This is a genomic window from Rhodoferax sp. (genome assembly GCF_025354435.1).
GTDB lineage: Bacteria > Pseudomonadota > Gammaproteobacteria > Burkholderiales > Burkholderiaceae_C > Rhodoferax_B.
Genome location: NZ_JANXMU010000083.1, coordinates 55,107 through 73,734, shown reverse-complemented (window position 1 = coordinate 73,734; position 18,628 = coordinate 55,107). Strand labels below are relative to the sequence as shown.

Sequence of the window (18,628 nt, the reverse complement as noted above, 5' to 3'; positions counted from 1 at the left end):
ATGTGTGGAAAGACTCAGGCTGCGCCTGCGTCGTGTTGTTGTGGCGGCGAGAGGTAGCCGGTGGTTTCCAGCCCGTAGCCGGTCAGGCCGGGGCTGCGGCGCGGGCTGCCCATGAGCTGCATTTTGCGTACGCCACAAGCCAGCAGAATCTGCGCGCCGATGCCGTAGGTGCGCAGGTCCATCTGGCCACGTTCGGGGGCCTGGGCCGGGCGGGCAGTGCCGTCAAACTGGGCCAGCAGGTCGGCCGCGCTCTCTCCGCAGTTGAGCAGCACGGCGACACCTTGGCCCTCGGCCGCAATGTGGCGCAGGCTGGCATCCAGGCTCCAGGAGTGCAGGCCGCGGTTGACTTCCAGCACATCCAGTACCGACAGGGGTTCGTGCACGCGTGCGGACACGGTGTCTTCGGGTTGCCAACTGCCTTTGACCAGCGCCAGGTGCACGCCTTGGCTGGGCTTATCGCGGAAGGCGTGGGCGGTGAAGCTGCCAAAAGCAGTTTCGATCTGGCGGCTGCCCATTTTTTCGACCAGCGATTCGTTGCGGCTACGGTGTTCGATCAGGTCGGCGATGGTCCCGATCTTCAAGCCGTGCTGGGCGGCAAAGATCTGCAAATCCGGCAGGCGGGCCATGGTGCCGTCGTCGTTCATCACTTCGCAGATTACCGATGCGGGGCTGCAACCGGCCATCACCGACAGGTCGCAACCCGCTTCGGTATGGCCTGCGCGCATCAGCACGCCGCCGTCTACCGCTTGCAGCGGGAAAATGTGGCCGGGCTGCACCAGATCGGCGGCGGTGGCGTTGCGGGCCACCGCGGCTTGCACGGTGCGGGCGCGGTCGGCGGCAGAGATGCCGGTGGTCACGCCCTCTGCGGCTTCGATGGAAACCGTGAACGCGGTGCCTTGCTTGGTACCGTTGCGCGCCACCATGGGCGGCAACTGCAAGCGTTCGCACATTTCGCGCGACAGGGTCAGGCAGATCAGTCCGCGGGCATGGCGGGCCATAAAGTTGATGGCTTCCGCACTCACGTGGTCGGCGGCTAGGATCAGATCGCCTTCGTTCTCACGGTCTTCTTCATCGACCAGAATCACCATGCGACCGGCGCGCATGTCGGCCACGATGTCTTCGACGGAGGAGATGGATACTGGCTGGAGGGGGGAGGGCGATGTCATAAGGTGCAATTTTGAAAGCCGTAGCGTCAGGGGATGCGCTGCGCGGGTTGCACACAGCGCGAATGCGCGGGCAACACGGTACAAAACCGGTCATTATCGTCGCAATTGCCCGCGGCCTGCCCTGGCCGGGTTGTGGGTGCGTCAGAACTGGTCGCGGCCGGGGATCCGTGCGGTGATGCGGATATCCGGACCGACCAGGCTGACCGAGGTGAATTGCAGCGGAACGGCATCAGACAGGTTGGCCAGCGGCAGCAAGCGGGCCATATCGAGGCCGGGACCGACCAGTTTGGGGGCCAGATAGACCAAAAATTCGTCCACCAAGCCTGCTTGTATCAGTGCCCCGTTGAGGGTGTGGCCTGCTTCTACATGCACCTCATTGATCTCGCGCCGGGCCAGCTCTTGCAACATGGCTGCCAGATCCACCCGGCCTGCCTTCTCCGGGAGGTACAGCACGGTAGCGCCCGCAGCTTCCAAGGCTTGTTTTTTAGCATCATTTTGGCTGCTAGCGCATATGTACACTGCACGACCAGCTATAAAAATAGGTGCATCGGTGGGGGTCTCCAATCGGCTATCGATCACCACCAGGTGCGGTTGTCGAGGGGTATCGACCAGCCGGGCATCCAGAGTGGGCCGGTCTTTCAGCACGGTGCCAATGCCGGTCAGCACTGCACAGGCACGCGCACGGGATGTGTGGCCGTCGGCACGGGCAGCGGGCGAAGTGATCCACTGGCTGTCGCCGTTGGCCAAGGCGGTGCGGCCATCGAGTGAGGCGGCCATTTTCATACGTACCCAGGGCGTTTTGCGCACCATGCGGCTGAAGAAGCCCAGGTTGAGTTCGCGCGCTTCGGCAGCGCCGGGACCTACTTCGACTTCAATCCCGGCAGCGCGCAAGCGGGCAAAACCATTGCCTGCGACCAGTGGGTTGGGGTCTGCTATCGACGCCACGACTTTGCGGATACCTGCCGCTACCAAAGCGTCACAGCAGGGCCCTGTGCGGCCGTGGTGGGAGCAAGGCTCCAGCGTGACATAGGCAGTAGCACCTTGGGTGCTGTGGCCCTTGGCTGCGGCATAGCGTAGGGCCATAACTTCGGCGTGGGGGCCACCGGCGCGCTGGGTATGACCTTGGCCGATGATTAATCCATCCGCGTTGGTCAGGACGCAGCCTACGCGGGGATTAGGTGGGGTGATGTACAAGGCGCTGCGAGCAAGACTAAGCGCCAATGCAATGGGGGAATTTTCTGACACCAATATCCTGGCTTAGTTCGCACCGGCACCAGTACTGGTTGCCGTACAGGTTGCATCATTGGATGGCTTGCATGTGCGTGCACGACCTGTGACAGCAATTTTGATGCGTCTGATTTCATCGTTATTGGACACATCTGTACGGGTTAAATTAAAGGTCAGATTTCCCCCTCCAGAGCCGGTTTTGGATCTTGCATATCCAGACGCATCAAACATGATGTAAGGAGCCGTGCCTACGGCATTGCCTGTTCCTACAATATTTATATAGCTAGGCATTGGACCCTGTTGGAGAATCAATTTGTCATATGTTGAATCATACGTATAGCCTAGAGTGCCTGTCACACGACCTGGTGCGTATGCGTAGATAAAGATAATCCATCCATTATTCCAATCTGCATTTTTTGCGGGTACAACCATGGCATTTGTGCCCCGCTTTAAAGCCTCTCCACGTGCTGCATTAATGGCTGAAAAAAGTGTATTGGTCGCTGAGGTTAATTCAGCATTGCGTTTATAGGTGACCATGCTGGGTACCGCAACCATCATTAAAATGGCGGCAATGGCCACGGTCATCAATAATTCGATGAGCGTAAACCCCCGACAATTTTTTCGAAAATTTTTCAAGGCCAGCATAGAGTGAAGTTCGCTGTTTGAGCGGTCCCAGTGCAGTCTTTTATACCCGTGCTGGTAATGCTGAGAACATTTACTTCTGGATCAGGGGCAGTAGGTTTTGCATTTACCCGTATACATTCAGAATATCCCATGGTCGATGTCCCGGAAGGACACGCATCGGCAAAAAGCTGATAAGCAGGGTTGCTTGGATTGTCACCTGAAAATAATTTAAAAGGTACTGCGGTAGATGTCGTTGAATTGCACCGAGTGTCTGCTGCAGCGGTTGCTGTGCCGCTTGTGTTGGTAAATCCTAAATAACAGTTTTTCTGCGTCATATAACGCTCCTGTTGCTGTAGTAATTCAACCAATGCCGTACGAGCTTGTGCGCGCTTGCCCTTCAATATAGATGACTTGTAGGAAGGGTAGGCCATTGCGGCTAATATGGCGACAATAGCAACTACAATCACTAATTCAATTAATGTAAATCCGGTTTTATATTTATTTTTCATTATTTATTTTTTAAATCTTGGTAGTTGTTAATTTGCCGCCAGCTTATGCGACCAGATACGATTTTGGTGGGAGTAATTGTGCGCCCAGCATCAATCCCCATGGACCCAGAGTCTGCAACCTTTGGCTTAATCGTTTTTATTCTACGACCTGTGCTGAAGCTTTCTTCGTAACTTGCATCACCGGCATCTAAGGGTATGGGTACGCTTGGAATGCCAACTACAGAAATGGTGGACGAGCCCACACCTGTGTCAACATTGATGGTGTAGTTGTTTCCGCTTCCACCCGAGGCGGCACATGAGCCCAGTGACCCTGATGCTGCGGGTATAAGACTGCCAAATACCAAGTAATCACCTGCAACAATCGCACTATTGACTTGGCGTTCGCCTGTTACCGGAAGGTCAAAGTACCAGCCAGATCGTTGCGTGGTGTCGAGATCGGTACCAGCGCGACCCCATATAAACGATCCGATGGAGATAGTACCTGTAGTAGTGGTGCTCGTAGCCGGTGTTGCTGTTGCCGCAGCGAGCCGACCGCGACCTGACACAATGCTACTGCCTGCTGGTGAGCTATCCGCTTTCGTGCTTCCATTATCGTATATAACATAAAACGAATTAATGGCAGTGGACGTCTTATCTGAAACTTCTAAATACTTACCCGTGCCGAAAGCTATATACGAAGTGTTAACTCCAGCAACGGTGGGGCCAGATACAACAGTGGGTGCCATGGTAATGGGTTGTATTACCCCCAAAGCAGTCTTGGCGGTATAAAGAGGGTATGGCAAGGGGCTGCCAGTGGTTCCTTTGTTATAGGCTGAAAGGTTATTGATGTCCCACTCGGTGGAGCCATGTAGTGAGAAATCTAATTTAAAGACTTGGCCATACAAGTCACCCATAAAAACTTGGGATAACTCGGTGTTGGAGCCGTAAGTTGCCCGAAAGTTAATTAGACCAGTAGGTGATAGTGCAGTTAGTGGCGTAGTTAGATCAATCTTTCCATTGACTGGTAAAGATATTTTATAAAAATTTGGTGAAGTGCCGGAACTGGTCCATGCAGTACCTGCAGGCTTGTCGAGTGCCAGTAAAAATAATGCGGGATAGCCCGAGCCAAAATTTCCCGCGCTATTCGCGACCGTATAGTTGTTTACTCCGCTTGCTACTAACGCAAACCAGCGGTAGGTGGCCGTTGTATTCGGCGCGCTGGTGCGCAACTTCATAATTTTTGGTTGTCCTACTACATAACCCATATCAGGATCATCATCTCGGGTGAATTCCCACATGGCGTTTGAGGCTGAAAATGTGCTTGGATTTGTAATGTCAAGCGCAAAAACCCCCGATCCACCTGCACCGGTCCCAGCAACCAATACGGTTTTCCAATCTGTAGCATTTCCAGTTGATGCCAATTGAGCCTCCGCAATAGCGGGAGAACCATCAACATAACTCTGATGATTTCTAATGTAGCTAGGGTCGGTCAGTATGGAAAGTTTAGGACCCATCCAACTGGGAATATACGCAAATAATTCGTCTCCAGTCGTTGCATTAAACGAATGCAACATCCCATCATTTGCTCCCACAAATACGGCTGGCGTACGGCTTGCAGTAGTTGCGGTGAATTTTTGAAAACTGCTGCTATATGCACCAATATTCTGAGGAGTGCCAGAATAGGCCACGCTGGAATTTACAATGTCACCTAGCAATTTACTTCTTACACGAAATGGGTTGCTTTCTTTAGATTTGTCACCTCGTAGATAATTTAGCCGGTCTTGGGCTAAACCATCTGCAGACGATGTGGCTGTTAATTTATTTAAATTGGCTATTAAGTTTGCATTTCCACTGATGCCCGACCAAGTAAAATCAGTTGCAACCGCGCTTGTACCCGCACCAGCGTTACCAATAAAAATATGGCGAGAAGCAGCCGGAGATTGCATTGCGGCCAATTGCGCAGAAGCCGTCCAAGTGGATGCTGTTCCAACTGAAATTAGGCTAGTAGTGGTATTCAGTGTCAGGGGAAAGGCAAGAACGTCGCCACTCCAGTCCGTCGTATCAAATGAGCCTTGGTATATTAGACTACCTGCTGTGGTTAGATTGCTATTTTGAACAGCACTGCCAGCAATACTTCGAGCTTGGGTGGATGCCCTGTTAAAAATACTATCAAAAGCAGTCAATACACCACGGGCACTACTTTGTAGGAAGTAAGAACTGGCTTCTCCTGGTCGAGTAGGGTCTTGCCATACATTATTATTATTGGTTCCATCTTGCTGTTTAAAGGGGTTGCCGTATGAATTATAAGGTGGGCTGGTTGAGTCGGCACTAAATCCGCCATACTTGGCAGCAGCAAAAAATTGATTATTGTAAAGGCGGGTGCTGGAGTTATTGGAGGCACCATACTCGTTAACATCAAATAAATATGTTTTTACGCGCAAACCAGGTCTTTGCAGGCTTGGGCCTGAACCAGCTGTCCAATCTTTTCCCCGAATATCATGCGTATGTGCCCAATAGGCCTCTCCAATGATTTGATTGCCTGGAGGGTTGCCATTCACCGGATTGTTAGGATTGCCAGTGGTTCTGGTGGCTCCTTGTCCATCTAGGTATGTAGTTGAATTGTTTCTCTCAAAACTTTGAACAATACCCGTCCAGTAGTTAATATCTGGTATGTTATTGCTTGTGTCTGCGGTTGGAATTTTATTTCCATCATGGGTATTAATATCTCCAATTACTACAATATTACTTTTCGTACATGTGTAGTCACTTGTGTTGGATCGACTGTTGCCGTATGGGTCTACCCAGCTCGTTGTCACAGGAAATCCATCGTACATAGCCGTTGTCGGTGGCCCACTAATCGCGGCTGGGCTGGGCTGCAAGCCTTGAAGATACCGTAAGTTTTCATAATACAGTTCACCCACTGGGTCGTATATTTTGTATCGTCCTGGCGTGGGGCCAGTACGGCCAAATTTATTCAAATAATTAATAACCCCACTAATGGGCGTGCTTTGGGTCGTGTCATTATCTGGATTTGCTTTAAAAACACCCGTGGATGTATCCCATTCGATATTGGGATTTCCGCCTGTGGCTGTATTATCCTGGCCATTAATATCAAATGTTTTGGCTCCAACATATTTCATGGGTGCGCGTAAAACTCCGCCATAGCGTCCAGAAGAACCCGCGGCACTATCTGTTTGGTCGAGTAAATACCCAAATGCAGAAAGCCGTAATTGATCACTATATTTTTGTATAGAGCCCGTGGGTTTGTAATTTCCATTAGGGTACAGTTTGCATAGGCCATAATCTCTGACATCTATCAAGTTTTTGGATGCATCTACATTGCAGACATTAACGCGGCTATAAAAAAATCCATCTGAATTTAAACTTCCTGACGTTTGCCCCGGCGTCCAAGTGCCTGAATATGGGCGGGTGTAGCAAGATTTTGAGGTGCCAACGATAGGGTCACCAAAAACCGTATTGCTGCAGGCGACTCCATTGGAGGCGGGTGCATAATTCCATTTGGATCCAGATCCATACCAAACCTCTTGGACTCCTGAAAAGCTACAGCTGTTATTTTCTGAGGCACAGACGGTTGAGCCGCTGGGTAAAGCGGTACCCGACTGGACGGGGCCAACGCCTGATGCAGTAGATGCGCCAATCGTGTACGCCCCAGTGCTTGTACAGCTACCTGTTTTACTGGTGCCAAAATAAATGCGATTTAATGTATTGGCGACCCATATGTCATTTCCGGCTGCTTGGGTAATCATTGTTGCAGGGATTGCACCCCAGTACGCACCGGTTCCACCACCATTTTGCGTCAATTGCTTGGCTGGAAAGTTGCTGCTATTCCACATGCATACCGGGTCTCCATTTGGTAAGACCGCTCTCTGTAAAATAGTCAATGTAGATGTGTCTATATAGCGATCACCACCAGATAGCGCAAGACGAAGCATATCAATTGCGGAATTAGTTGCCCAGTTAAGAAAATTGCCACTAAATGCATTGCTGCACTTTCTGTTCGTAGCGGCACCACTACGGTCAAATCGCTTGTAATCTACGGCGGTCAAAGGCGAAACTGGGGTTTCAGTTGGCGTATTGTTATACGTATAGCAACTCTCCGCATCGTAGTAGCCAAGGTATTCATTGGTATTGGCGTAGGTTGCATCTGTCGTTGCACTCGGTTGGTCTACATATTGCGCGCCAACCGTAGGGTATTCAACCGATAACGCCAGTGATAAAACTGGCTTGTCACCTCCTGTGGCGGCATAAAGAGGTTCGGACGATAAATTTATTACGGGAATAATTGGGGCTGTGCTAGCGCCTTTTACTATCATCGTAATGGTGGCTGTTATTAAAAATATAATAATTCCAACCCAGCGGAGGAGCCATTTATTTTCTGAAAATGATTTAAAAAAATAGCCAAAATGTATATTTTTCATATAATTCTATATATCAATAGCGATAGATCATTTGCACAACAGCTTGTATATCGTCGCGTGGTCCGAAACCCATGGAAGTGACTCTATAAATATATTTTTTGGGGGGGGCGCCTCGGTCGCGATTTTCTCCGCCTGGGTCTGGAATCGGTTCAATGGCGTAACGAGGTGGTTTGGATGGTTGTACCCCCAAGCTGCCAGATGCAAAAGTACGATTTGTATAGGTGCCGAAGACTGTTGTGGGTGCGCTGTTGCTGGTATCGGTAAAGTCAACGCTTAACCATGCAGGTTTATCTACATTATTGGTGACCAAGGCACACAAACCTATATCGTTTCCAGTAGTGCCGCATCCAGGAATAAATCGCGTAATGTCATTGGATTGCTGAAAGAGTGAGCGACGTACCGATGTGCCTGTGGGGCCGTACATATCAAACTCAGCATCTAGCAAACCCGCCTCAGCCGCCTGCCACGCGATTTGTTGGTCTCTATCATTGCGGGCACCCCGCTCGCTCATAGTAGCAATTTGAATGCCTGCGACTCCAAGCAATGAAACGATAGTCAACACCATCATGACGACAATGAGCGAGGCACCACGCTGATACGCCGTATTGTGGTGTTTAGCGGCATTCAATGGTTTTAGTTGAGCTGCCATTTCAGAGACCTTGGTCATTACGTAAGTGGATCGTGAAAGTGACAGTTTGGCGAAGGCGGTTGTCGGCCGCGGGTGTAAAGATAGTGCCAGCATCATTGGTCGATGACATGGCGGAACCAATACCGCCTGTAGAGTTTGCGGCTACACCAAATGGATAATAAGTTGGGGCAGGGTTAGGCGTGGTTTGGGCTGAACCCAATGGGCCACGTAAAACCATACCAATACGGATACTGCGAACGCGCCGCCAATTGTTGTTGGTAGCTACAGGATCGGCCGCTACGGTCATTTGGTCAGCACGCAGGTAGCGATTCGCCACGTAAGTTTGCGTTGCGGTCGAAGCTGTATTTGCCGTGACGCCGTCTACACCGTAGAGCACTTGGAAGTTTTCTACACCTTGAATAATCGGCTGTGCAACTCCAGGTCCGTTAAGGCACATTAAAGAGGGTTCTCCATTTGCGGCGTTAACGTCTACATAAAAAATGCTGGTTACATAGTCATCTATATCAGTAGGGGGAGTAATGGATGCATTGCCAAAGCAATCAATTATTGAATTGTCCGAAACGCCGGATCCGGGATAAGTCTCTACTGTTTGGTATCGAAGAATAAGAGCGTCACTACCATAACCAACGGCTGTTGTGCTTGTTCGCGACGTTGAGGTATTTAATGGATCAGATGCACTTGGTATTGCGTTGTTAAAGCCGAATATATTAGGAGCGGGATTTTTGGTAATGCCAATGTTGTTCATCGAGCGAACCTTGGCTGCATATTGCAAGTCTTTAAATCCGGTCTGAACGCCAATACGTTGTATAAAGTCGGTGGCAAAGCGACCGTTGTCGCGCAGTTGGGATGATGCATCCACTGCAGTAAAACCCTGGCGACTAACTATGAGTGAGGCAATCGCAGCTATAGCAATGATGGTGCTGATTACCATCGCAACAAGTAGCTCTACCAAGGTCAAACCCTGCTGCTTTATTCTTGGGCGAGGTGTCGACTTCATCAGGTATTCCCCGCAGTGATTGGAAAAATAATTGATGGAACTGTTGCTCGGTCTACCAGTTGGGCAGCAGTGTTGGTTGCTGTAATAGCGCGGTTAGTGGAGCCACGGGTCCAGCCAATTTTGATGTACATGGTTGGTATGGTGGCACCTGTTACCGCAGTACATCCCCATTGCGGAATCCCTGCCGCATCAAAAGGCGCAGCGTCGACGCAGATGGTTACATGGGCCCCCGGTAATGCGCTGTCTACCCTGGACAGCCATTCGGTCATTTGGGCGTTCGCGATATCGGTGGTACTCGTGCAGCCGCTGCCGACATTCAGGCAGTATGCATTGGTGTTCGCTGCCAATGGGCTCGAGGTAAAGTTGCCAAGATAGGGGTTACTAGTTGCCGTTAGCAGTCCTATGCCTTTGTTATCCCGCATGGTTTCCGCAATTTCGCGCGCCAGCGATGCGGCTATAGATTGCATGCGTGCTTCTCGGTTCGCTTGTAGAGCAGTAGCCTGCAAACCAACCATACCAAGCAATCCGAACGATAAAATAATGATTGAAATCAGCACTTCAAGTAAAGAGAAGCCTTTTACTTTGCACGCCGCAATGTGCGCTGGGGCATCTTGATGCCAGGTAACGATGGGAGCCGAGTATTCCATGCCCACATGATAGTTAACTGCGCTTACTTGAGAAGATCTGCAGTGTGCCGCTTATCGTGCAGTCTCCACCGCTGGGCAGGCTAGTGGTCAAATCGTAATTTGTAGCCGGGCCGCGTGGGGTCTATCGCTGAACTTCGTCTACCAGCGTTTTAAATGCATCAATATCTTCAAAATTACGGTACACGCTGGCAAAACGTATGTACGCAACTTTGTCTAGCTTTTTTAGTTCACGCATGACTAGCTCGCCGATTTGATGGGACTGGACTTCTCGCACACCCATGTTGAGAAGATTTTCTTCGATCAACTCAATGGCGCGGTCAACTTGAGCGGTACTAATCGGACGTTTTCTAAGTGCTAAGGCGAAAGAGGCACGGAGTTTGTCAGACTGAAAATCAATTCGGCGTCCGTCCTTTTTAACGACAGCGGGGAATGTGACATCGGGACGCTCGTAAGTGGTGAATCTCTTTTCACAGCCCCCACATCTGCGGCGGCGGCGTACCAGGTCGCCGTCGTCGGATTCGCGGGTTTCGACCACTTGGGTCTCGCCATGGCCGCAGAAAGGGCACTTCATGGGGGCTGTGGTGGTTTAACGGTAGACGGGGAAGCGGTTGGTCAACGCGGCGACCTTGGCCCGTACGGCATCCAGGTTGGCCGCATCGCGTGGGTTGTCCAGTACGTCGGCAACCAGATGGGCTGTGGCGCGGGCCTCTTCGTCCTTGAAGCCGCGCGTGGTCATGGCGGGGGTGCCGATACGCACGCCGCTGGTGACCATGGGCTTTTCGGGATCGTTTGGGATAGCGTTCTTGTTAATGGTCATATGGGTGCTGCCCAATACGGCCTCTGCTTCTTTGCCGGTAATGCCCTTGGCGCGTAAATCGACCAGCATCAGGTGGCTTTGGGTGCCGCCACTGACGATACGCAGGCCGCGCTGGGTCAGGGTTTCAGCGACGATTTGGGCGTTCTTCAAAACCTGCTGTTGGTAGATTTTGAATTCAGGGGCTAGAGCTTCCTTAAAGGCAACCGCCTTGGCTGCGATCACATGCATCAGCGGACCACCTTGCAGGCCGGGGAATATGGCGCTGTTGATAGCTTTCTCAAACTGCGACTTCATCAGAATGATGCCGCCACGGGGGCCACGCAGACTCTTGTGGGTGGTGGAGGTGACGATATCGGCGTGCGGCACAGGGTTGGGATAGATGCCTGCGGCAATCAGCCCGGCGTAGTGCGCCATGTCCACCATGAAGATGGCACCCACGTCTTTAGCGACTTTGGCAAAGCGCCCAAAATCAATAGCTAGAGAGTAAGCACTAGCACCCGCAATAATGAGTTTGGGCTTGGATTCATGGGCTTTGCGTTCCATGGCATCGTAGTCAATAGCTTCGTTGGCATCGAGGCCATAGCTGACTACATTGAACCACTTGCCGCTCATGTTCAGTGCCATGCCGTGGGTCAGGTGACCGCCTTCTGCCAAGCTCATGCCCATGATGGTGTCGCCAGGCTTCAAGAAGGCCAGAAACACGGCTTCGTTGGCCGATGCGCCGCAATGCGGTTGTACGTTGGCGGCTTCGGCCCCAAAGATTTGTTTGACGCGGTCGATCGCCAATTGCTCTGCTACGTCGACGTACTCGCAGCCACCGTAGTAGCGGCGACCGGGGTAGCCTTCAGCGTATTTGTTAGTGAGCTGTGATCCCTGTGCGGCCATCACGGCGGGCGATGCGTAGTTTTCGCTGGCGATCAGCTCGATGTGGTGCTCTTGGCGGGCGTTTTCAGCCTGGATGGCTGCGAACAGCTCGGGGTCGGTTTGCTCTACGAGAATCGTACGGTCGTACATGGCAGTCCTTTAACTTGGTAGTCAAGACGGTTGTCCTTGCAGTGAAGCAAGTGCTGCCCAGGCGAACGGCTGAACGCCAAGAGCCCGGAGGCCCTAGCGGTACGCTTCCCAGTGGTTGCCCGGCGGGCCTTGTGAGAAGGCCGCAGCGGTAGTCCACGTCAGCGTGAGCACCCTTTGGGGTCACGCCTATCGCCAGTTGCGTACTTGGCTAGTGTAACGGAGGCTTCGTGAAAATTTAATACTTGACGAGCAACGCGACTTTGTCTTCGTCTGCAGGAGCCTGTGTCTTCAGTGCGGGCGCCGCCACAGGAATGGTGCGGGGTGCGGCTACGGGTGCAGAGCGACCGGCGGCAACTTGTTGCAGGCGGCTGTGTTCCGCCATGACTTTGCCGGCATAGCCACCGTCGTCTTGGATGTTTGCCGCGCCCACGTAGTTGCGCAGACCGCCTTCAACTGAGCCCGCGCGGGCGATGCACTCTTGCAGCACCTTTACACCGACGCGCAAATTGGTCAAGGGATCAAACGCAGCCAGTTTCCCGCCAAATACATCGTATTTTTCAGTGTGCACACGGGTCATTACTTGCATCAGTCCCTGGGCACCAACTGGGCTTTGGGCGAATGGGTTGAAACCAGATTCAATCGCCATGACCGCCAAGATCAGGGTCGGGTCGAGTTTGACGCGTTTGCCGAGGTCATAAGCCTCTGCCACCAAAGCGCTAACCGGTTCGGCTGCTACATGGTATTTTTTGCTCAGCCAGTAAGCCACTGCAGCCTGCTGTTTAGGCAGATCTTGTGGATTGCTGGCGGTGGCGCGGTCTACCGCATCGGTATCAGCTTCTGCGGCCAATTCCGTGTCGGCACCGGGCACCACTTGACGCTCCTGAAGCCAGCCCATCAATTGGACTTCGGCAACTTGGCGCAAATCGGGCCGGGCGGTCATGGTCACGACCAAAAAGGCAACGACCAAGCCCAGCAGGGCAAATCCGTTATGGGTAATCTCAAAAAAGCCTTGGGTAATATCTGCTGCGAAGGTTCGCAGCCCTTGGCCTATCTTTTGTAACGCTGTCATAGCACTTCCTCATCTAGCGAAGGCCTGGGGCGATAAAGTTTGCGTAAGAGCAATTCGCTTGGGGCACCTCGATTGGGTGGGTACGCCATCAAAATCCTGCGGTGCCCTTAGGGTGTTTGCAGCGATTTGACTTAGCCGGGGTTCGGCAGCGGGTTCGGGTTGTCCCTAGGGTTATAGGGGGGACGGCGGATTCTAGGAGGACTATTAATATCAAGTCAAGCATATGGACTTCACTTGATATGCATTTTAAGGCTGTATTAATGTACAGTTTTAAGGCCTGATGTAACCAAATCATGAGCGTGCAATAGATCACATGATCGACATTGTTTCAAATTGCTTACAAAATGCTACTGCTACCGAAAAGGCAGCAGCTTCTTACCGTTTGCAGCGCGCATGCAGAGCAATGCAAGTGCGGTGTCGGTTACAAGAGGGCTGATTTTTTGCAGGATTTATGAGTTTATTTTTCAGTACAAATTTCTATTTTGTATACTAAAAAGCAGCCTTTTGAAGCTGCCAAAAGCTCTGTTGTGGTCGTTGTGTTTTACACAACAGACCATCAATAAGCCTGTTTTTAGACAACCCACTCTTCTGTGGACTGCCTATTCCATGGCATTCAGCCCATCCGCACCGGTACAAAAATGGTGTCGCCTGCACGCAGGATCAGTAACGCAATCGATTTATCGGATTTGGCGACAGCGATTTTCACCTGCTCGATGCTTTTGACCGGCGTGCCGTTGATGGCCAGCAATACATCGCCGCTTTCGACCCCGGCGTTGGCAGCCGGGCCTGCGGAGGATTCAATCAGCAGGCCGTTGGGAACCCCGGCAGCGCGCAGTTCCTCGGGCTGCAAGGGACGCAAGGCCAGACCTAGGCGACCTTGTGACGCGGCTTCTTTGCTAGTGGCGACTTGCACCGGTTTGTCGTTGGCGTTACCCAGTTTGGCTTCAATTTCCAGTGCGGCTCCCTTGCGCCACACGTCCAGCTTGACCTTATTGCCAGGTGCATCCTGGCTGATAACAGCAGGCAGGTCGCCCGACGACACCACAGCGTGTCCGTCTACCTTGCGGATCACGTCGCCGGGCTCCAACCCGGCCTTACTGGCGGGGCCGTCTTTTTCAACGCTGGACACCAGTGCACCCTCGGGCTTGTCTAGCTTGAACGAGTCGGCCAAGGCCTGGTTGACCTCTTGCACCGACACCCCTAGGCGCGCATGTTCGACTTTGCCGTGGGCGACGATTTGGTCTTTGACTTTGCCTGCGAGGTCCATGGGGATGGCAAACGACAGACCTTGGTAGCCGCCGGTGCGGCTGTAAATCTGCGAGTTGATGCCGATCACCTCGCCCCGGCTATTGAATAGAGGGCCACCGGAGTTGCCGGGGTTGACGGCTGCATCGGTCTGGATGAACGGCACCGCGCTGTCGTCGGGCAAGGAGCGGCCCTTGGCGCTGACCACACCGGCGGTGACGGTGTTTTCAAACCCGTAAGGCGAGCCAATGGCCAGTACCCATTCGCCTACTTTCAGGTCGCTGGATTTGCCGATGGTGGCCACGGGCAGGTTTTTGGCATCTATCTTTAAGACCGCGATGTCGGTTTTGGGGTCGGCCCCCAGCACCTTGGCGACGAATTCGCGGCGGTCGGTGAGTTTGACGACCACTTCCTTGGCATCTTTCACCACGTGGGCGTTGGTCATTACGATGCCGTCAGCGCTCACGATGAAGCCAGAACCCTGGCTGCGGGTGGGCGCTTCTTTTTGACCCGGGACTCCACCTTGGCCCTGGCCTTGCTGGAAGCGGCGGAAGAATTCAAAGAAAGGGTCATTGCCAAAAGGATCGTCGCGCTGCGGGTGTTGGGCGGTCTCGGCATCGTCGCTACCGGATTTGGCGACACTGGTCACGCTGATATTGACGACCGCCGGGCCGTACTGGGTGGTGATCTGCGAAAAATCGGGCAGCGCCATAGGGGTGGCTGGCGTGGTGGCTGTATTGACGAGCGGTGCTGCTGCGCGGGCTTCGCTGACGTTGTGCAGCAAGGATCCGCCCATGCCGCCAATAGCTCCGGCGGCGACCAGGGCAAGAACGAGTTTGGTGTTTTGGAGAGACAGAACTTGCATGAGAGCATCCTTGGGTGGTTGGGTTGCGATGCCCAACTATCAGGATGCTGGCTTAGGCCAGACTTAAATAGCGCTGTGGCGGCCTAGAACGGCCGCCTGCGCTCAGTGGCGAAACTCTTTCAAATCCAGTCGAATGTCGTAGTGGTTGTCGGTGAGGGTGATCAATGCATCGCAGCTCGTGGTTTGTCCGGCGTGCCCCTCGTAGGCCAGACGGCGCTGGAAGCGGCTGGCATCGCCGCTCGACAGAAAGCCGACCCGCGCGCCATGGACCCGAATCTCTACCGGTTTCCAGGTTTCGGAATTGTCACCACCGGTGTGCAACTGGGCCACCACCTGTGTGCCGATGGGGCTGATGGGCGTGCCATCGGCTACCAGTTGCAACGCTGCCTGGTAGCGAGAACTGTCTGTTGCGCACAGTTGGAATAAGCCTAGCGATGGCCATTTATAGATATGGGGATCGGCTGCATCAGAGGCTTGCAGCGGCTGGGGCGATGCGAGCTGGTAGCCATGGTGGCGGTGGGGCCGCACGGTCCGCCACAGCATGAAGGCCGCAGCAAAAATAAACAGGGTGGTAAGTAGTTCACGCATTTAAGACTCCGGTGGAGCTACGTTTATAGTTGCATATGCTACATATCCGTGTGAATTGCTTCACGCTTTATGCTGCATATTGTGGACATATCGTATCAATGTGTTTCTTGGGGTGGCGTGCGGTGTTTGCGATACTCGGGAGATGCAGCTTCAAGACATTCTTTATTCGCAGGGCTTTGGTACGCGCCGTGTATGTGCCGGTCTGATCCAACAGGGCCTGGTCGAGGTTTATACGGAAAATTCGGCTCTAGCACCCGTCCTATGTGCAGATTCAGCTATGGATTTTGATCCAGAAGGCCTGCGCTTTCGGGTTCAGGGCGTAGACTGGCCCTACCACCGCCAGGCCTATGTGCTGCTGAACAAACCGGCGGGCACTGAGTGCTCGCAAAAGCCGTCCACCTATCCCAGCATCTACACACTGCTGCCGTCGCCTTTGCGGTTGCGACCGCAAAAAGGCGCGTTGCAAGGCGTACAGGCCGTGGGGCGGCTGGACCAGGACACCACGGGCCTGCTGCTGCTCAGCGACGACGGCCAGTTCATCCACCGCATGACTTCGCCCAAAAAGCATGTGCCCAAGGTCTACGAGGTAACCACCAAGCATCCATTGGACGAACAGCAAGTCAGCAAGCTGTTGGCCGGTGTGGTACTGGACGATGACCCCAAGCCGGTCCGGGCCGCTGCGTGCGAGGCTGTCAGCAGCCATCACCTGCGCCTGACGTTGACCGAAGGCAAATACCACCAGGTCAAACGCATGCTGGCGGCAGTAAGCAACCGGGTAGAGGGTCTGCACCGTTCGCAAATGGGCAGTTTTGCGCTGCCTGCTGACCTGCTGCCAGGGCAGTGGCGCTGGCTGAGTGCAGAGGATCTGGCCCAACTCTGCGCTGCGCAGACAAGTTCTTAGTTGTTACATCCGTGGCCCAGAGGGGCCATGCCCGGCGGCTACACTGCCAAGCTGTCTCTTATTAGTGGTGCCCTGTGAAGTTGTTTGTCCGAAGTTTTGCCTTTTTGGCCTCTGTTCTTGCTTTTGCCGTAGCCACCCCGCTTGCCGCTTGGGCCCAATTAACCCCCATTTCCACCTCGGTTTCCGCTCCGCTTTCCTCTCCGATTTTTGTCCTCAATTCGTTGGATGCGAGCGTGAGCGTGATCGACCCCGGTAGCTGGACCGAAACCCGGCGCATCCCCACGGGCAAAGAGCCGCACCACATGTACCTCACCCCCGACGAGAAGTCGCTGGTGATAGCCAATGCACTGTCCGACACGCTGACCTTCATCGACCCCAAGACAGCCGAGATCCAGCGGGTGGTGCGCGACGTGCTGGACCCATACCAGTTGCGCTTCTCGCCCAACATGAAGTGGTTTGTTACCGCGGCCAACCGACTAAACCACATTGACATCTACCGCTGGGATGGCAAAGATATCGTGTTGGCCAAGCGCGTGGCCACGGGCAAAACGCCCAGCCACCTGTGGATCGACAGCAAAAGCACCACCATTTACTCCACCATGCAAGACAGCGACGAGCTGGTCGCTGTGGACCTGGCTACCCAAACCATCAAATGGCGCACGCCTACGGGGGCCATGCCCGCCGATGTGTACGGCACAGCCGACGACAAAACCCTGCTGGTCGGCCTGACGGGCGGGGAGGGCGTGGAGGTGTATGACGTGTCCGGCAAGGCCCCCGTGCGTACCAAGGTCATCGCCACCGGCAAGGGCTCGCACGCGTTCCGCGCGGCGGGCGACAAGCGCCATGTGTTCGTCAGCAACCGGGTAGCCAACAGCATCAGCAAGATTGACCTGCAAACCCTGGAGTCGGTGGCCACCTATCCGGCACCCGGCGGGCCTGACTGCATGGATGTGTCGGCCGATGGCAAGCTGCTGTTGGTGTCGTCGCGTTGGGCCCGCAAGCTCACGGTGATCGACCTGGAGTCCAAAAAAGTCGTGCGTCAAATCAATGTTGGAAGGTCTCCCCATGGCGTTTGGACTCTGGACCACGCAGCGCGCTAAATCTGTTTTTGCTGCGGTATTGATAGCTACTAGCGCATGCGCTATATGCGCTACAACCGAAAAACCTTGTGAAAAACCAGTCTACCTGACCTTCGACACTGGCCACATGGGTATCGCCCCGCTGGTGGCCGAGGTGCTGAATCGCCAACAGGTCAAGGTGACTTTCTTTGGAGCCCAAGAGCGCACCCAGGAAGGTGATGGCAGCCTGGGCGATCACTGGGCTCCCTGGTGGAAGGCCCGTGCCGCCGAGGGCCACGCCTTTGCATCCCACACGTTTGACCACGTGTACTGGAAGGCTGATGTGCCCGGCACGCCGGTCCGTTTCCGCGTCAAACCCTCGGCCGGGCCGGACACCGACCGCGAGTTCACCTGGACCGCGGCCCAGTACTGCGAAGAAATCCACCGCGCCAGCCAGCGTATGCAGACCATGACCGGCCAGGCCCCGTTGCCGCTGTTCCGCGCGCCCGGCGGCAAGACTTCGCCCGCGCTGCTGGCTGCGGCCAAATCCTGCGGTTATGCGCACGTGGGCTGGGCCCCGGCCGGATTCTTGGGCGATGAGCTGTCGAGTGAAAAAACCAGTAACCCCGCGTTGCTGGCCCAGGCCCTGCGCACCATCCGCAGTGGCGATATTTTGCTAGCCCACCTGGGCATCTGGTCGCGCAAAGACCCCTGGGCCCCCGCGGTGCTGGAGCCGCTGATGGTCGGCCTGAAAGAGCGGGGCTTTTGCTTTCGCACCCTGCGTGAACATCCCGACTACACCGCGTGGATAAGCGCGCATCCCCAATAATCGGG

At 54.0% G+C, this 18,628-nt stretch carries 16 protein-coding genes and 1 riboswitch; of the genes, 3 read left to right on the top strand and 13 right to left on the bottom strand.

What is annotated here, in order from left to right:
* Window positions 1-14: 14 nt before the first annotated feature.
* The 13 genes from ribBA to Q0T48_RS21030 all read right to left on the bottom strand — a co-directional run bounded on the left by ribBA (window position 15) and on the right by Q0T48_RS21030 (window position 15,835).
* Entirely contained in the window at window positions 15-1,166 is a 1,152-nt protein-coding gene (ribBA, locus tag Q0T48_RS21090) for a bifunctional 3,4-dihydroxy-2-butanone-4-phosphate synthase/GTP cyclohydrolase II (protein WP_295960774.1), read from the bottom strand.
* A gap of 141 nt (window positions 1,167-1,307) precedes the next feature.
* The gene (gene ribD / locus Q0T48_RS21085; RefSeq protein WP_295960773.1) at window positions 1,308-2,411 is read right to left on the bottom strand and encodes a bifunctional diaminohydroxyphosphoribosylaminopyrimidine deaminase/5-amino-6-(5-phosphoribosylamino)uracil reductase RibD; all 1,104 of its coding nucleotides are present in this window, start codon (window positions 2,409-2,411) and stop codon (window positions 1,308-1,310) included.
* Window positions 2,412-2,423: 12 nt separating this feature from the next.
* Window positions 2,424-3,038 (bottom strand): GspH/FimT family pseudopilin, encoded by a 615-nt coding sequence (locus Q0T48_RS21080; protein ID WP_295960771.1) that lies wholly within the window; start codon window positions 3,036-3,038, stop codon window positions 2,424-2,426.
* Window positions 3,026-3,526, bottom strand: coding sequence for a type IV pilin protein (locus Q0T48_RS21075; RefSeq protein WP_295960769.1), 501 nt, complete (start codon window positions 3,524-3,526; stop codon window positions 3,026-3,028). The genes Q0T48_RS21080 and Q0T48_RS21075 overlap by 13 nt, the downstream gene beginning before the upstream one ends.
* Window positions 3,526-7,944 carry a PilC/PilY family type IV pilus protein gene (locus tag Q0T48_RS21070; protein WP_295960766.1) on the bottom strand — a complete coding sequence of 1,473 codons (4,419 nt, stop codon included), beginning with the start codon at window positions 7,942-7,944 and terminating at the stop codon, window positions 3,526-3,528. Before Q0T48_RS21070 ends, Q0T48_RS21075 begins: the two co-directional genes overlap by 1 nt.
* A gap of 13 nt (window positions 7,945-7,957) precedes the next feature.
* Window positions 7,958-8,611, bottom strand: a complete 654-nt coding sequence (locus Q0T48_RS21065; protein WP_295960764.1) for a PilX N-terminal domain-containing pilus assembly protein — start codon at window positions 8,609-8,611, stop codon at window positions 7,958-7,960.
* Window positions 8,595-9,590, bottom strand: a complete 996-nt coding sequence (locus tag Q0T48_RS21060; protein ID WP_295960762.1) for a PilW family protein — start codon at window positions 9,588-9,590, stop codon at window positions 8,595-8,597. Before Q0T48_RS21060 ends, Q0T48_RS21065 begins: the two co-directional genes overlap by 17 nt.
* Window positions 9,590-10,237, bottom strand: a complete 648-nt coding sequence (pilV, locus tag Q0T48_RS21055) for a type IV pilus modification protein PilV (protein WP_295960760.1) — start codon at window positions 10,235-10,237, stop codon at window positions 9,590-9,592. The genes Q0T48_RS21060 and pilV overlap by 1 nt, the downstream gene beginning before the upstream one ends.
* Window positions 10,238-10,358: 121 nt before the next feature.
* Entirely contained in the window at window positions 10,359-10,808 is a 450-nt protein-coding gene (gene nrdR / locus Q0T48_RS21050) for a transcriptional regulator NrdR (RefSeq protein ID WP_295960758.1), read from the bottom strand.
* 15 nt (window positions 10,809-10,823) lie between these two features.
* On the bottom strand, window positions 10,824-12,068 hold the full coding sequence (glyA, locus tag Q0T48_RS21045) for a serine hydroxymethyltransferase (protein ID WP_295960757.1): 1,245 nt from the start codon (window positions 12,066-12,068) through the stop codon (window positions 10,824-10,826).
* A 48-nt stretch (window positions 12,069-12,116) separates the two neighbouring features.
* A riboswitch (ZMP/ZTP riboswitch) is annotated at window positions 12,117-12,278 on the bottom strand.
* Window positions 12,279-12,303: 25 nt separating this feature from the next.
* On the bottom strand, window positions 12,304-13,137 hold the full coding sequence (locus Q0T48_RS21040; protein ID WP_295960755.1) for a lytic transglycosylase domain-containing protein: 834 nt from the start codon (window positions 13,135-13,137) through the stop codon (window positions 12,304-12,306).
* 613 nt (window positions 13,138-13,750) lie between these two features.
* The gene (locus Q0T48_RS21035) at window positions 13,751-15,247 is read right to left on the bottom strand and encodes a Do family serine endopeptidase (protein WP_295960753.1); all 1,497 of its coding nucleotides are present in this window, start codon (window positions 15,245-15,247) and stop codon (window positions 13,751-13,753) included.
* 102 nt (window positions 15,248-15,349) lie between these two features.
* Window positions 15,350-15,835 (bottom strand): hypothetical protein, encoded by a 486-nt coding sequence (locus Q0T48_RS21030; RefSeq protein ID WP_295960751.1) that lies wholly within the window; start codon window positions 15,833-15,835, stop codon window positions 15,350-15,352.
* A 142-nt stretch (window positions 15,836-15,977) separates the two neighbouring features.
* Here Q0T48_RS21030 and Q0T48_RS21025 point away from each other — a divergent pair, with 142 nt between their 5' ends.
* From Q0T48_RS21025 to Q0T48_RS21015, 3 genes are all read left to right on the top strand, one after another.
* Window positions 15,978-16,736 carry a 16S rRNA pseudouridine(516) synthase gene (locus tag Q0T48_RS21025; RefSeq protein ID WP_295960749.1) on the top strand — a complete coding sequence of 253 codons (759 nt, stop codon included), beginning with the start codon at window positions 15,978-15,980 and terminating at the stop codon, window positions 16,734-16,736.
* A gap of 74 nt (window positions 16,737-16,810) precedes the next feature.
* Window positions 16,811-17,836, top strand: a complete 1,026-nt coding sequence (locus Q0T48_RS21020) for a YncE family protein (protein WP_366888326.1) — start codon at window positions 16,811-16,813, stop codon at window positions 17,834-17,836.
* Window positions 17,802-18,623 (top strand): polysaccharide deacetylase family protein, encoded by an 822-nt coding sequence (locus Q0T48_RS21015; RefSeq protein ID WP_295960744.1) that lies wholly within the window; start codon window positions 17,802-17,804, stop codon window positions 18,621-18,623. The genes Q0T48_RS21020 and Q0T48_RS21015 overlap by 35 nt, the downstream gene beginning before the upstream one ends.
* The last annotated feature ends 5 nt before the right edge of the window (window positions 18,624-18,628 follow it).